Source organism: Anaerorhabdus sp. (assembly GCF_036657415.1).
Lineage (GTDB): Bacteria > Bacillota_I > Bacilli_A > Erysipelotrichales > Erysipelotrichaceae > Anaerorhabdus.
On record NZ_JAVXGL010000043.1, the window covers coordinates 1 to 16,090 of the forward strand.

Here is a 16,090-nt window from a genome sequence, read left to right on the forward strand (position 1 = left end):
CAAAACTATGATAACGCTAAAAACAATTATGATACTGCCAAACAAAATCTTGAAAATGCAAAAGCAAATTCTAACTATCAAAATTTATACACCGCAATGACAACTGCGAAAAATAATCTTGATTCTGCAAATGCTCAACTTACTAAATATCAAGAAACATTTAGTTCTGCTGATGCAAAGGTTTCAGAGACATATAAGTCATTGAATAATTCATCTACGTCTTCTTCTGAACTTGAAGATTTATATGAACAGCTAGAAGACTGTACTTTAACTGCCAAAAGTTCTGGAAAAGTAACATCATTAAATGCAACTGTTGGAAGCAAAGTAAATGGTTCAGTTGCTACAATACAAAATACAAATTCATTAAAAATTGTTGTATCTGTTGATGAATATGACATTCAAAAAATTAAAGAAGGATTAACCGCACGTATTACAAGTGATGCAGTTGATGAAGAATTGACCGGCATCGTTTCACAAATATCCCCTGTTGCAACTGCTGGTTCACAAGGAACCTCTAGTGGATTCCAAGTAGAAATCGATGTGACTTCAAGTAATTCATCACTTCTTATTGGAATGAGTGCTAAAGTAGAAATTCTCATTTCAAGTGTTAATGATGTATTCACCGTACCCTTGGATGCGATAGAAACAAAAGAAGATGGTACATCAATTATTTATGTAAGAAATGATACCGGTGAATTCATTGAAACTGCGGTAACTGTTGGTGAAAAAACAGATTATTACGCCGAAATCTCTGGAAGTAATTTAAGTGAGGGAATGGTTGTTCGTGCTAGCGCGAACGAAGAGGAAGCCACGGTAACAAACAATCAACAAACAAACATTCAAGATAAAGGTGGTATGGGTGGATCCTTTACAATTACTGATTCTGCAGGAGGCGCAATGCCTGAGGGTCAGCCTGGAGGTCCACGTCAATGAGTCAATCTCCTATTATTCATTTAGAAAAAATAATCAAACGTTATTTTATTGGAAAACCAAATGAACTCGAAATACTTCATGGTATCGACTTAAGTATCTATCCTGGTGAGTTTGTGTCTATTGTGGGAGAATCAGGTTCAGGAAAATCTACCCTTATGAATATTATTGGAATATTAGATAGACCCACTGAAGGTGAATATATTTTGGATGAAATAAAAATATCAAAAGTCAAAGATCAAGATATCTCTCATATACGTTGTCAAAAAGTTGGATTTATTTTTCAAACATTTAATCTTATTGGAAAAATGTCTGCATTAAAAAATGTTCAATTGCCTATGTTATATGCAGGTATGAGTAAAAAAGAAAGTTCCAAACGCGCTAAAGAACTATTAACTCTTGTCGGTATGAAAGATAGAATGAAACATCAGCCTAATGAATTATCTGGCGGACAAAAACAACGTGTTGCAATCGCTCGTGCAATTAGTAATAACCCTTCTTTATTGCTAGCTGATGAACCCACTGGTGCCCTAGATTCACAAACATCAAGAACCATTATGGATTTATTCCACAAGCTACACCAAGAACAAGGAATTACTATTGTATTAATTACACACTCACAAGAACTTGCGAAAGAAACAGATCGAATCATAACGTTAAAAGATGGCAAAATAATTAGTGATCGAAAAGGAAAAGAATATTATGAATATTTGGGATAATATACTTCTTTCTCTACAAAGTTTACATTCCAATAAAATGCGTGCATTACTTACAATGCTTGGTATTATAATCGGAATTGGTGCTGTTGTTGCAATTGTCACATTGGGTAATTCTATGACTACATCAATAACCGATTCCATGTCATCTTTTGGTATCAATAACATAAATGTTTCACTTGTAGAAAAAAATAGTACCACTCAATCATCTTCAAATGGTATGTCTTCTGTAAGAATGTTTTCAAAAGCAGCTTACGAAGAAAGTGATCTTATTTCAACAAGTATGATTGATGAATATAGAGCAGCTTTTCAAGATGAAATTTCTGCAATTTCACTATCTTCACAATTAGGTTCAACTACTGTTTCTAAGAATCAAACGACTGCAACGGTGAATATACTTGGTACAAATACTGAATATCAAGCTGTAAATAATATTAATTTATTAACTGGACGTTTCATTAATCAAAGTGATCTTGATGAAAGTAAATTAAACTGTATTATCTCTGACACATTTGCTGAATCAATATTTGGAAATATTACAAATGCAATTGGTCAAACAATTGAATTATCAATAAATGGATTTACGAAATCTTTTACCATTGCAGGGATATATGAATATGATGATAGTGGTATGGTTTATTCTGACACTTCATCAATAACAACGGATTGTTATATACCAATTACCACTGCCAAAAAATATAGTAACTCGCAAAAAGGATATAGTAATTTCACTGTTGTTTCCAACTCAGATATAGATAACACAACATTTCTCAATGAAACAACTTCATTTTTTCAAAGCTATTACACAAGAAATGATTCTTACACTGTAAGTGCATCCAATATGGAAAGCATGTTAGAATCTATGACAAGTATGATGTCAACAATAACATTAGCTATTGCTGCTATTGCAGCAATTAGTTTGCTAGTTGGTGGCATTGGCGTTATGAATATTATGCTTGTTTCAATCACAGAGCGCACAAGAGAAATTGGAACACGCAAAGCACTAGGCGCCACAAATTGGAATATTCGGTTACAATTCATTGTAGAAGCTATTGTCATTTGTATGATTGGTGGTATACTTGGTATCCTTATGGGAATCGCACTTGGATCCATTGGTTCTAGTATTCTTGGATATCCTGCTAAGACTAGTGTTGAAGCTTGTTTTATTTCAGTAATCTTCAGTATGAGCATTGGCATTTTCTTTGGCTACTATCCTGCAAACAAAGCTGCAAAGATGGATCCAATTGATGCTCTTCGTTATGAATAAAATTTGACACATAAAAAAGAATGAGCAAACTCATTCTTTTCTATTTTTTAGGAAACCAAGGAATAAAAACAGATGTCCTTTTCTTATATTCTTGATAACCTGCTTTTGTCGCATTTCTTTTTTCAATTAATGGTACTCCTGAAATAAATAATAATGAAAATGTTATAAACGCCGCTCCAATGAAACTTATATAATTCATTGTTGCACTAAAACTTATTGTTGCTAGTCCCCACCAGATAACAGCTTCTCCAAAATAATTAGGATGTCGACTATATTTCCATAATCCACTTTCAATTACTTTTCCTTTATTTTCAGGAATCATTATAAATGCTTTTAGTTGACTATCTGATACACTTTCAAATATAAATCCAATTAACCATAATCCCACCCCAACAATTAATGACCAATGTAGTTTACTTACTCCTTGATAAAGTGTTTGAATCGGCAAGGAAACAATCCACATGAAAACTGCTTGCAATAAATAGATTTGAAAAAGTGAGCGAACTACTACCCATTTTCCCCATTCCTTTCGCCAAGCAGCATACCGAAAATCTTCTGGTTTACCACGGTTTCTAGAGTAAATATGAGTAAATAGCCGTAATCCCCAAATACTTAACAACAAACTAAAGATAACTGTTATTGAATTGATATTATTTGAACTTACTAATAACACCGTATTTAGAAAAATAAAACCTACTCCCCAACCAATATCAACAATTGAATTATTCTTTAACCATGTTCCCGCAAAAAAGAACATTAAAAAATAAATACTTATTACAATAAATGAAAACATATAAACTGACATATTTTTCCCTCTAACGAAGTGCTATCGCAAAAGAATTTTTACCTACGTGTAGCGCAGTTGCTGATGAAATTTCCACGCAATAAGTAGGATCTTTTCCAATTAACATTTCCATTTTTTTCTTAAACTTTTTATATTCATCATTATCACTTGAATAGAACAACACATACTCTTGTATTTCCTTATCCTTTGCTAATGACTTCACTTTTTTAATTACTTTGCTTTCAACACTTTTTGAACTCAATGAAAATCCATAGGCTTTTCCATTTCCTTCTTTATCTAAAGAAAGAATTGCTTTCATTTTAAAACGATTTGCAAGTGATGCAATTTTCGCATTAATTCTTCCACTTCGAGAAAGATTTTCAAATGTATTTAGTACAACAAATGTTTTAATATTTTCTCTTTCTTGTTCTATAAGCTTAATAATCTCTTCAATTGCCAAATCACGCTTACAAATTGCTGCTGCTTGTTTTACCAATAATCCTTGCCCACCTGAATTCAAGAAACTATCAATCAAATACACATTCTCTTTAAATTCTGGATTTTTGTCTAAGAATCGCATGAATCCCTGATATGTTCCACTAAGTTTTGAAGAGACAGATAATATGATTATTTTTTCATAGAAATCTAGATAGTGCATAAGTTCATATCTAATTTGTTGGTCATTTGGTTGAGAACTTACTGGAAATTGTGAAGACTTATCAATTAGTTCTAAAAAATCATCTAATATAATTGTTTTTTTATCTAGATAACTATTCATATCTACAAGCAAATTCATTGAAATCATATGTATTTCATGACTATCCAAAATTTCTTTACTTATATCCGCAACACTGTCTGTAAGAATACCAATTTTACCTTTAGTTTTTCGATAATTATTTTGAATCCACATATCATCAACTTTTGAATTTACAATATGTCCGTATCGTGCCAAAACTTTACTTATTTGCCATGGTTCATTCGTATGTAAATGAAGATTCAAAAAGTCTTTATCACCAGAATAGGCAATAGAATTTCCATCACTTCCTAATTCATTAATCAAATTATTTATATCTATATTTATATTTTTCACAAAGAATTGTGTACAGTAGCGATACATTCCATCAAAGTCTTCTTCTACTATCTCTATATCTTCATACTTTTTCCATTCATTAGTAGCATTATTTTTTGTATCATACATGCTGTTCTTAATACCTTCTATGAATAAATAGAATCCTAAAGCTCCTGAATCTGGAACTTTGTGTTTCTTTAAATCTTTCAATTCGTTCGTTGTTTCATTGACACTTTTCTTAATGATAGGTAATGAAACTTCAAATAATTCGCTGAACGAATTTAATTGATTATTTTCCAAGAAGTTTGCCCATTTACGAATTACTGTTAGTATTGTTCCTTCAGCTGGATTTTTCACAATTTCGTATAAACGTTTTGAAGAACTACTAACAGTTCCAATAAAATCATTTACACTCATTTCTTGTTCATGACTAAAAATAGCTAATCCATGAATGAACTCCGAGAATATAATCCCTGAATTCCCTCTAGCATAATTGATTGCATTTTGACTTATACTCATCAATGTCTCAGTTATAGAAGTACTAATTGTTGCATATTCTACTGCTGATTGAAGTGTATATTGAAGATTCGTTCCAGTATCACCATCCGCAACTGGAAAAACATTTATTTTATTTAATAAATCTTTATTTTTTGATACTTCATTTACTCCTGATTTAAATAATTGGTAAAAATCATGGCCTGTTATAGTATTATTTTTCATATTACTTTAATATAAAGAAACTAATTAAGGCCACTGCCGTAGATACAAATAATCCCCAGCATAAATCAATTATAGTTATTGTTAATGGCCAATTATTAAGTGTTGCATAGTTTGTTAAGTCGTATGTGCCATATGTTACAAGACCAAATAAGACCGCAGATATTACCAATACCTTAATATCACCACTGATTAATGCTGGATTAATAACAAAATAGTACAACGCAATCACAAATAAAACATAGAAAATTAAAGCACTTAACCACTTCACATTAGTTGTCATCAATTCTCCCAATTGCTTTGAATAAAAATTTCTCATCAAAAATAACCAAATTCCATCGATAACAATAAAAATCAATAACGTAATCCCAATATTTTTTAATACATTTGTCATATATTCATTCCTTTTATCCTTTAATTTAATTATAATTTTTCATATCTACAAATCAATGAATACGCTTATGACTTTGCATTACACCTATTATTTACCTTAACATTAAGACTCCGTACAATCATAAAACCCATCTACTCTTATGAATAGATGGGTTATTAGTATAAATTATGTTAAATGCTGTATAACTACATTGTAATATCTTTTCCATTCGATATCTTCATAAATGCTAACAGTGAAATAACAGTTAAAACTGTCAAAACCGTACTCAGTGCTGCCGCTATACCATAATTACCACGTAATACTTCTGTATAGATAGAAATAGTCAATGTTTTCGTTTTCGTTGTATATAAGATAATAGCTGTTGATAATTCGCTTATCAGTGTTACCCAACTCAGTATAGCTCCTGAAATTATTCCTCCAGCCATCATAGGTACAGTAATTTTGAAAAATGTTTTTAACTTACTTGCACCGAGTGAAATACTTGCTTCTTCTATAGACATCGGAATCTGTTGAAGAACCGCAACACTTGAACGAATCGTATAAGGTAAACGTCTTACAATTAAGGCAATTACCATAAGCGCTAATCCCCCAATTGAGAAAAACTTATTTCTAAATGTGATACCAAATGCAATCCCTACAACTGATCCTGGAATAATATATGGAATCATACTCATTATATCTACCGTATTCGTAAGACTATTTCTTCTTCTTACTACAAGATAAGCAATTAAAACCGCAAATAATACAATTAATATTAATGAAATTCCAGGAATTTTAAATGTATTAATAATTGTGTTACCCATTCTTTCAAATGCTGATTTATAACTCATCAGTGAATACCCCTCTGTAAACAATAATCCTTTGGTATTCTTGAACGATGTATAAATTACATAACACTGTGGTACAATTGCAATTCCTATAACAAGATAAGAATATAAGTGCACTAAAATATTGCTCGTTCCTTTTAATTGTTTTTCTTCTATTGTGTGCATTGCATTCATTGTGAATGAGAAACGATTACTTGCAAATTTTTGGATTAAGAAAATAAAAGCTGTAACCAAAATTGCAACAATTGCAATTGCAGAAGCAAAACCATCATCTCCACTTACTTCACTCATGAACTCATTGAAAATTAAAACTGGAAAAGTTCGATATCCTTCGCCAATCAACATCGGTGTACCAAAGTCAGATAATGCACGCATAAATACAAGTAGTCCGCCTGCAAGCATCGTTGGTAATACAAGTGGTACAATAACTTTCAAGAATAATCGCCAACCACTGCAGCCCATATTTTCACTAGCTTCAATCAATGAATTATCAACGTTCTTTAATGCACCTTGAATGTATAAAAAGATAAGAGGAAATAATTGACAAACTAATACAAGTAAAATTCCCGCAAATCCATAAATAGGTGGAACAGCAATTCCTATACCTTTAAAGAAATTTGTAACTACACCATTTCTCCCTAGCAATAAAATCCATGAGTAAGCTCCGATAAATGGAGCTGACATACTAGCTAAAATAATGAGAATTTGTAGAAATTTTTTACCTTTAATTTTAAACATCGTAAAGAAATAAGCTAATGGTGCACCTATCGCAATCGCTAATACAGTTGTACAAAAACTTACTTTGAAACTATTCCATAAAGTACTAGAATAATACGGTTTACTAAAAAACTTTATAAAGTAGTTAAATGTCAATGCTCCTGTTTCTTTATTGATAACAGCTTGATATAAAACAGTGCCTAATGGTAAAACAAGGAACAAAAGATAAAAACCTAGAATCGCCAAAGTGAAAATACCCCAAATATCAAACTTAAATTTATGATTATTTTTCATCACGAACACCAACCACTAAGTTTTCCGTACCATCTTCAGTAAAGATATTTATCTTTTCTTTTTTAACGTTTAACTTGATATGTGATTTTGGGGCAAGTATTCCATCAATTGAAGATTCTTGAATTACTTCGACTCTTTCATTATTATCAACAAGATGCACAAAATAATGTGTATTTAATCCCAAAAATATACTTGAATCAATAATTGCATCCAATCCAGTTCCATTATCACTAATTACAAACTCTTCTGGACGAATCGATGCTTTTACATTCATATCTTTTGTATATTCTGGACGAAGTGTATCAATTGTTATTTCATAATTTTCAGTTAATTGTAATGTTGGTTTATCATTTTTTATTTTAATTGTTGCTTCAAGTATATTCGTACGTCCAATAAACGTTGCCACAAATAAATTACTTGGGCGATGATATAAATCTTTGGGCGAGCCAATATGCTGAATAAATCCATCTTTCATTACAGCGATTCGATCAGAAATTGCCATGGCTTCTTCTTGGTCATGTGTAACATAAACTGTAGTAATACCAACTTCATTTTGTATATCTTTAATGACTGTACGCATTTCAACACGTAGTTTTGCATCTAGATTACTTAAAGGTTCATCCATTAGTAGAACATCTGGTTTAATGACAAGTGCTCTTGCGAGAGCGACACGTTGTTGTTGACCACCAGATAACTTTTCAGGCATTCTATCTTTATAAGAGTCAATTTGCATTAATTTTAGGAAATGTTCTGTATCAGTCTCAATTTTTTCTTTTGAATATTTTCTATTTTTTAAACCAAATGCTACATTTTCTTTAACACTTAGATGTGGAAAGATTGCATAGTTTTGGAAGACCATCCCAATATTACGTTTGCCTGGATCCATGTCATTGATACGCGTATCTCCAAAATAAAAATCCCCACCTTCAATACTATTAAATCCAGCAATCATCCGTAAAAGTGTGGTTTTCCCGCACCCAGATGGACCAAGGAGGGTGAATAATTCACCCTCCCTAATGTCCAATGAAAGGCCCGAGATGACCGTATTTTGGCCGTATTTTTTAACAGCATCTTTAATTTTAATATTTACGCTCATCTTGAAGTCTCCTATCTCTTATTGTAATGATGCAAATAAATCAGTATATTTTGCACTCAATTCATCTTTATGACTATTGACCCATTCACGATCTTCATCAATACATGTGATTGATGCAATTGGTGTCATATAATCTGCAGTTTTTGCTTCTGCAAGAACTGGACGATTTGTTAATGTAGTTCCAAAAATATCTTGAACTTCAGGAGTTAATAAGAAGTCGATAAACTTTTGAGCATTATCCATATTCTTAGCACCTTTAATAATTCCTGATGTAGCTGGTAAATATACTGCTCCTTCTTTTGGATATACTAATTCAACATTAGCTCCATCGCGTACTAATTGTGCACAAGGATCTTCATAAGATAAACCAACAATCATTTCACCATCAGCTACAGACTTATAAACTGCGCTTGATCCTGATGCTACCTTACCATCAAGTTGTTGAATCAATTTTCCTACATAATCCCAAGCTTCTTCAGATTCATAACCACCCATAGCTAATAAGATGTTTGTTAATTGTGCAAATGCACTTGATGAAGTTGCTGGATCACCCATTGCAATCTTCCCTTTTAATGCTGGGTTTAATAAATCTTCATAACTTTCAATTTTAATGTCGCCGATTAAATCTTTATTGACGATTAATACACTTCCATCAAGAACGTAACTTGTCGTAAAACCTGACTTGTTTTGATATGATTCAGGTAATGTACTGTCTGCTGGAGATACATAAGGTTCCCATAAATCAGGATTAGAGATGTATTGTGAATGAGCTCCACCAAACATTACATCTGCATAAGGATCGTCTTTTTCTGATTGAATACGTTTAATTAATTCACCTGTTCCAGCTTGAATTACTTCAACTTTAACGCCATATGTCTTTTCAAATAAAGGGATAACAGAATTCATCAAACCTTCACTGTTTGGAGAATATACAACTAATTTATCGCTACTTGCTGCTCCTCCTTCTGTTGCTGTTGCTGTTGCTTCTGCTGGCTTACTTGCACATGCACCAAGTGATAAAGCCATTGCTGCCATAAGTACTAATGATAGAAACTTTTTCATAGATTCCCTCCTTGTTTCTTTATCCTAATTATAAAAAGTATGGAAACGCTTTCATATACCAAAATCCTACACATTTGTCCGTAAAAAAACAGGTTTCTTATAAAGAAGCCTGTTCAAAGTCTTTAGCTGAACATCCAATATATTTGTTAAAAACAATATTAAAATATTTATAATTCTTGAAACCTGTATCTTCCGCAATCTTATAAAGTGGATATTTTTTCTCTTTTATTAACTCTACTGCTTTTAAAATACGATAACGATTTAAGAAATCATTAAATGTTGTACCCGTCTCATTCTTAAACTTATTATTTAATAATGTAGCACTACATTCTAATTCTTCTACTAAGTCAAACATGACAATTTTATTCATATAATTTTCCTTAATATACTCAATCATCCGCGCAACTACCACGGATTTGTTTGTTACTTGAAGTTGCTCATTATCAATTACTTTATTTTGAATTACACTATCTTTTTTAGACATTTGTGCTTGATATGATCTTTTCATATCAATTTGTTGAATGGCACGGTAAATTGCTTCAATTAATTCATTATGATCAACTGGTTTCAACAAGTATTCGCTTACCCCATACTTTATTGCTTGTTTCGCATAATCAAACTCATTATAACCAGAGATAATAATTGCACTATATGCTATTTCTTCAACTGTTTCTTTAATCATATCAATTCCATTAAGAATCGGCATATTAATATCCGCAATGACAATATCAGGTCTAAATTCTCTTATTTTTTCAACACCTTCTTTGCCATCACCAGCCTCCGCAACAACATTACAGTTTAATTCATCCCACTTAATTGAGTAAATTAAGCCTTTACGAATAAGTGCTTCATCTTCTGCAATAAACACTTTGTACATAATTATTCATCCCCTAACTCAATTATAATACTAACTTTTGTACCTATCCCTTTTCTTGAGGAAATTTCTATCCTCGTTTTATTACCATATAGTAAATATAGTCTTTTCGCAACATTTGAAAGTCCTATATGATTCCCCGTCATTTTACCATCAATCGCTATGACTTTTCTTATTTCTAGTAATTCTTCCTCACTCATGCCATCACCATTGTCTTCGACCTCTATAATCATTAAATTATCTTCAATATCAGCTGTTAACCATACTGTTAAGTTTTTCTTATCTTTATAATTGTGTCGAATACTATTTTCAATTAAAGGTTGGACGATGAGTTTAGGAATAACACGATGATAACATTTCTCATCAATTTTAACCAAGTATTCAAAACGTTCTTGAAAACGAAATTTCATAATTTCTAAGAAACTTTGAATATATTCCAAATCCTCAATGAATGTCACTTTATCAGAACTATCTGAGATACTATAACGAAGTATTTTGGTTAGCTTAAGTATTAAATCACTTGCAGCTTGTTGATTCATAAGCATCGTATAACGAATTGTTTCAAGTGTATTGTATAAAAAATGCGGATTAAATTGCGATTCTAATTGTTTGATTTCAATTTGTCTTCTCAAATCAACCAATTGTTCATTGCGTTTTCCCAACTGTTTAATCTCACGAATCATCTCATTTGTTTCTTCCGCAATGATTTCAAATTCATCATTTGTATGGACGTTTAACTCCTCTAAATTACCTTTTTTAATTTTATCCATTTCATCTAAAAGAATATTTAAGGAATTCGAAGTATTTGCCGATATTCTTCTAGAATAATAATTTAGGACAACCGCTAGAAATGCGGCAACGAGAATCATGATGAGAATTAGACTTTTATTATTAATAATTGAATCTTTATATAAGAAACTCACTAATTCAATACCCGGATAGATTTCTATACTTTGTTTCGAGTAAAATAGATTATTAATTTTGATTTCATTTTCTGATAAATCAATTGCACTACGATTCATTTTAGATATTAATTGAGAGTCGCTTGCCACCAACACTTGATTATGACTGTCTATAATCATGAAATGATCTGCTGGTTTTCTTTCAATTGCTCCTAATAAATCTACATCCTTAACATAATACAGAGCATAACCCACTTCGTCTATTTTATCTGCAATAACTGTGAATTCATTAGCTGAACCTTGTATTGTTGCATTATAACTTAAAACTATACTTTCTTTACTAGCATTACAATCCCTAATCACTAGTTTTTGATAACTTTTATTCACCGCATCAAACTCAATACCTTTAAAGCTTGTAAAAATCATTTCACCTTCATGATCGAATAAGACTAAGTTATATTTTAGATTTGTATTTTGATTTACAGTATATAATTCTTGATAAACTGCAGATTCTTTATTTTTACTCGTGAAAAAATTAAGTATATCTTTATTTTGTGACATTTCTAAAAAACTACGATCACATTGGTATATCATTTCCATAAATTGTTCCTGTATTAATTCATTGCTTAATGAGAGTTTTCGTTTACTATTAAAACCATCATATAACGCTGCAGAAACATAAAATATTACAAGCGCAACAAAAACAATAATAAAGGTAATCTTCAGAATTTGTTTTCTTAATTTTTCTTGGAAACGATTTTTATTATTCATGATTTGATTATAACACAAAAGAAAATTTTCATTTTCATGAAATTAAAGTTATCTATCGAATCCTTTTCACTTCAATCATTTGTCATATATCTCTACTAAATATATAGCATATTATCAAATGGTTAAATAAAAATAGACAAGTTGCAAAAGCACCCTTGTCTTAATCTCTATTTATTTAATAAATTTTTTTCTACATCTTCAATCATAATACTTTCTAAGTAATCCATACATTTTTTATTAATTTCATTACGAAGATTATCCATATAACCTGCCATTCCTGATGAGATTAGGCATGATTTTTCACTATCACCACTATGCCATGAGAAATCTGAAAAATTTACTTCTAGTGCTTTGCCAATATCTCCCAAAGTCACTTTGTTCTCTTTACAATAATATCCACCATCTGTTCTGCCTTCACGAGTTTATATGATTCCTGCTTTTTTTAGTTTTGCCATTACTCGCCGTACACGTGCTGGATTCGTACATATATTATCCGCTAAGCTTTCACTTGATATTGTTCCTTTTTTATGATGAAGAAAAACCATTGCATGGATTCCAACAACTAAATCACTATTCATTTTTACACCTCTCTATGTTCATTTTCACACTAAAATTAGTTATATTGAGAAGAGATCATTAAGTGCCTCACTCATCGTAGGATGTGTGAATATTTGATCCCTTAATATTGTGTAATCAGCATCTAAGTCCATTGCAAGTTTAACTATATTAATTGTTTCATAGGATTCTTCTCCTAGCAACATTATGCCTAGAATCTTATTTGTATCTGCATTAATGATTGCCTTTAATAAACCTGCCGGTGCTTTCAAAACTTGTGCTTTAGGAATTGCAGCCACTGGGAGTTTAGCAACCTTAATATTTAAACCAGCATCACGAGCTTCTTTTTCATTCATTCCAACACGTGAATAGGGTGTTGCAATGAATACACTGTAGGGAATATTATTCCTAGCTGCAGTAGTATGAGTTTGTGTATTTGATAGTTGTCCCCATACGATTCGTGAGTCATCTAATGAAATATATGTATGTTGAGCTCCACCTGTTACATCACCCATAGCCCAAATATTTTCAGCCGTAGTTTTTAACTGTTCGTCTACTTTGATAGCTCCTCTTGATGTTAGTTCCACTCCCGCTGCTTCACAATTCAAATCATTTGTATTGGGTATGCGACCTGTTGCAACTAGTACAGCATCACTTTCCAATTCGTGAATTACACTATCTTTTTCAAACACAACTGTCGGTCCATCAATTAGCTTTTGAATTTTTGCATTTAAGAAAAATTGAATACCTTGATTTTCAAGAATTGATTTGATTTCCATAGCAATATCTTCATCTTCTTTTGGTAAGAAGTTTGGTCCATCTTGAATTACGGTAACTTTACTACCAAACCGACTATATAATGACGCAAATTCTAATCCTATATATCCTCCACCAATGATTGTTAACTTATTTGGCAATGTATCTAGGTCCATTAACTCAGAACTCGTATAGACACCTTTTACTTTATCAATTCCTTCAATTACTGGAACTCTAGAAATTGATCCAGTATTAATAAATATTTGCTTACCTGTAAGCTTTACTGTTTCTTCATTCATAATTACTTCAATCTCTAAAGGGCCTATAAATCTAGCTAAACCATCATAGATTGTTACATTTGGAAGTGATGCTAATTTGTCATAATTCTTCTTACGCAGCATTATCGTTAATTCTCTTTTTTCTTCGACAGCATTTTTATATTCTATTAAACTATCTTTAAATTCAATAGAATTATGTATTTGAGAAGCACTATGAATTAAAGATTTTGAAGGGATGCACCCCACATTTATACATGTTCCTCCATACATTCCTTTATCCTTTTCAATTAAAGCTACTTGCTTTCCTGCCTTAGCTAAATTCCCTGCTAGTGTTTTGCCACCTTTGCCAAAACCAATAATAACCGCATCATAATTTGCATTTTTCATAATAGTCCCTCTATCCTTCTTAACTGTAATCATAATAGTTACAGTTTATAATATAATTATCCCGCGATAGTTTGTCATCGGCAAGTAAGATGCATTTCAAAATTAAAGATGTAAGAAGTAATTTCAAATTAATTACTATATTATCATAAGATAAGTAAATCTATCTCATTTCAAACAGTTCAGCGATTTTTGATATTCTTAAGTTTTTATTTAAATTTAATTAACGCTTTAGTAATCATTATAGGTATAATACGTACCTCTGAGTCCTTTAAAAAAAGAGAGAATTTTCTCTCTTAAGGTTCATCAGCGTAGAACTGTTGACTGAAGAATTATTACCACAAAAATCTCCGCATCCATCAAAAGAAAATTATTTAATAATCTCTATCATGTCTGCTTAAATCACTATACCATAGAAAATAACCTTCAGAATACACTATACTCTTTCAGTAAATTTATTGCCTTTATCCAAGTAATAGACTTATTTTCAATTAAACTCTATATCTCCGTGGGATAACTAAGTCTAAATCATAGAAATAACTATATTTTCTAATCTTTCTTACTTCTTCAATTTTATATAATTGATTCTCTACTTAGTTCATTTTCTATAAATGCAGTTCCGATAGATTTAACTTCATGAGTCAACTTTCTTAATTACAATCGAATTACCCTTCTGCTTACCTTCATAGAGTGCTTGATCAGCCTCTTCAAAAGAATCTGTTGCATGTTCTGTTACTACACAACCCATACTTACAAAAACTTTTAAATTTGGATAATTATCAAAATAAATATCATTGATTGATTTGCGAATTATTTCTAATTTATTTTGAACAATTTTTTCTGGGATTTCTAAGAATAATAAAACAAACTCATCTCCACCCCACCTAACTATTACATCTACTGAACGTATGTTATTATCACAGACTTTTACCACTTCTTTTAAAACTTCATCTCCCGCAATGTGACCATATGTATCATTAATTTTTTTGAAATCATCTAGGTCTAAAACAACAATTGCATTTATACCTCGCAAGTGCTTCAATTGTTCTTCAAAATATCTACGATTATATGCATTGGTCAATGAATCTCTATATATCTTATTGTTATACGACTGAATCGTACGGGCAAATTCTTCCTTTCCGTATGCAGCAAAGAGAGTCTCATCTGTAAACTTAGCTACCAACTCAACTGAATATTCATTTCCTTCTACTTCTACATACAAAGCAATTACAAAGTAAATATCATCACCAATAAATTCAAATTTTGTGAATTGTTTTTTTGACAAAAGCACTTTAGATGAAATACAACAATCACATCTTTTCTTTTTATTCCACACATTGTAGCATTCATAGGGAGCTTCAATAAATTCCCCATTATTGTCAATCGTGTATTGTCTAGTCATTGAAACATCTACTAATCGAACAATATCAAAAATCCGATTCTGTTCTGTGATAAATATTCTTAACTCTTCTTTTGTAAAAATCATGTCCCCCTCCTATATTTTTCTTGCAATAAAGTTATTTAGACTTTTTAATATTTTGTCTAAAATCATTAAATGATTAATATACTAGTAAATGTGAAGAGTAATTAACTCTTCACATTTACATAAATCTCCATTATTTTGCTAAATATCTAATTTTGTTCTTCAACTTCTTCGTCTTCGACTTCATGCCATTTTCTACCAAAGTAGAAACAAA

General features: G+C 31.2%; 15 protein-coding genes. 3 read left to right on the forward strand and 12 right to left on the reverse strand.

Going from position 1 to position 16,090, the window contains the following annotated elements; translation table 11 throughout:
• From RSB60_RS07230 to RSB60_RS07240, 3 genes are all read left to right on the forward strand, one after another.
• Nucleotides 1–933, forward strand: a 933-nt coding sequence (locus tag RSB60_RS07230; RefSeq protein ID WP_332615437.1) for an efflux RND transporter periplasmic adaptor subunit, incomplete at its 5' end; no start/stop codon positions are given.
• Nucleotides 930–1,649: an ABC transporter ATP-binding protein gene (locus tag RSB60_RS07235; RefSeq protein WP_323382067.1), complete on the forward strand. Its 720-nt coding sequence runs from the start codon at nucleotides 930–932 to the stop codon at nucleotides 1,647–1,649. The genes RSB60_RS07230 and RSB60_RS07235, both read left to right, overlap by 4 nt.
• Nucleotides 1,633–2,913: an ABC transporter permease gene (locus tag RSB60_RS07240; protein WP_332615439.1), complete on the forward strand. Its 1,281-nt coding sequence runs from the start codon at nucleotides 1,633–1,635 to the stop codon at nucleotides 2,911–2,913. Before RSB60_RS07235 ends, RSB60_RS07240 begins: the two co-directional genes overlap by 17 nt.
• Before the next feature lie 40 nt (nucleotides 2,914–2,953).
• Here RSB60_RS07240 and RSB60_RS07245 read toward each other — a convergent pair whose 3' ends face one another.
• The 12 genes from RSB60_RS07245 to RSB60_RS07300 all read right to left on the reverse strand — a co-directional run bounded on the left by RSB60_RS07245 (nucleotide 2,954) and on the right by RSB60_RS07300 (nucleotide 15,879).
• Nucleotides 2,954–3,718 carry a DUF1295 domain-containing protein gene (locus tag RSB60_RS07245; protein ID WP_332615440.1) on the reverse strand — a complete coding sequence of 255 codons (765 nt, stop codon included), beginning with the start codon at nucleotides 3,716–3,718 and terminating at the stop codon, nucleotides 2,954–2,956.
• Nucleotides 3,719–3,728: 10 nt separating this feature from the next.
• Nucleotides 3,729–5,486: a DegV family protein gene (locus tag RSB60_RS07250; protein WP_332615441.1), complete on the reverse strand. Its 1,758-nt coding sequence runs from the start codon at nucleotides 5,484–5,486 to the stop codon at nucleotides 3,729–3,731.
• A 1-nt stretch (nucleotide 5,487) separates the two neighbouring features.
• Nucleotides 5,488–5,877, reverse strand: coding sequence for a DUF2177 family protein (locus tag RSB60_RS07255; protein ID WP_332615443.1), 390 nt, complete (start codon nucleotides 5,875–5,877; stop codon nucleotides 5,488–5,490).
• A gap of 185 nt (nucleotides 5,878–6,062) precedes the next feature.
• Nucleotides 6,063–7,715 (reverse strand): ABC transporter permease, encoded by a 1,653-nt coding sequence (locus RSB60_RS07260; protein WP_332615445.1) that lies wholly within the window; start codon nucleotides 7,713–7,715, stop codon nucleotides 6,063–6,065.
• Entirely contained in the window at nucleotides 7,705–8,811 is a 1,107-nt protein-coding gene (locus RSB60_RS07265) for an ABC transporter ATP-binding protein (RefSeq protein ID WP_323382074.1), read from the reverse strand. Before RSB60_RS07265 ends, RSB60_RS07260 begins: the two co-directional genes overlap by 11 nt.
• Nucleotides 8,812–8,829: 18 nt before the next feature.
• Nucleotides 8,830–9,873, reverse strand: a complete 1,044-nt coding sequence (locus RSB60_RS07270; protein ID WP_332615447.1) for an ABC transporter substrate-binding protein — start codon at nucleotides 9,871–9,873, stop codon at nucleotides 8,830–8,832.
• Between the two features lie 97 nt (nucleotides 9,874–9,970).
• Nucleotides 9,971–10,750, reverse strand: coding sequence for a response regulator transcription factor (locus RSB60_RS07275; RefSeq protein WP_323382076.1), 780 nt, complete (start codon nucleotides 10,748–10,750; stop codon nucleotides 9,971–9,973).
• Between the two features lie 2 nt (nucleotides 10,751–10,752).
• On the reverse strand, nucleotides 10,753–12,420 hold the full coding sequence (locus RSB60_RS07280) for a sensor histidine kinase (RefSeq protein ID WP_332615449.1): 1,668 nt from the start codon (nucleotides 12,418–12,420) through the stop codon (nucleotides 10,753–10,755).
• 167 nt (nucleotides 12,421–12,587) lie between these two features.
• The gene (locus RSB60_RS07285; protein ID WP_332615451.1) at nucleotides 12,588–12,794 is read right to left on the reverse strand and encodes a hypothetical protein; all 207 of its coding nucleotides are present in this window, start codon (nucleotides 12,792–12,794) and stop codon (nucleotides 12,588–12,590) included.
• Between the two features lie 48 nt (nucleotides 12,795–12,842).
• Nucleotides 12,843–12,998: an Rrf2 family transcriptional regulator gene (locus RSB60_RS07290; protein WP_332615453.1), complete on the reverse strand. Its 156-nt coding sequence runs from the start codon at nucleotides 12,996–12,998 to the stop codon at nucleotides 12,843–12,845.
• A 39-nt stretch (nucleotides 12,999–13,037) separates the two neighbouring features.
• Nucleotides 13,038–14,396, reverse strand: a complete 1,359-nt coding sequence (locus RSB60_RS07295; RefSeq protein WP_323382080.1) for an FAD-dependent oxidoreductase — start codon at nucleotides 14,394–14,396, stop codon at nucleotides 13,038–13,040.
• Nucleotides 14,397–15,027: 631 nt separating this feature from the next.
• Nucleotides 15,028–15,879 carry a GGDEF domain-containing protein gene (locus RSB60_RS07300; RefSeq protein WP_332615456.1) on the reverse strand — a complete coding sequence of 284 codons (852 nt, stop codon included), beginning with the start codon at nucleotides 15,877–15,879 and terminating at the stop codon, nucleotides 15,028–15,030.
• Nucleotides 15,880–16,090: the final 211 nt, after the last annotated feature.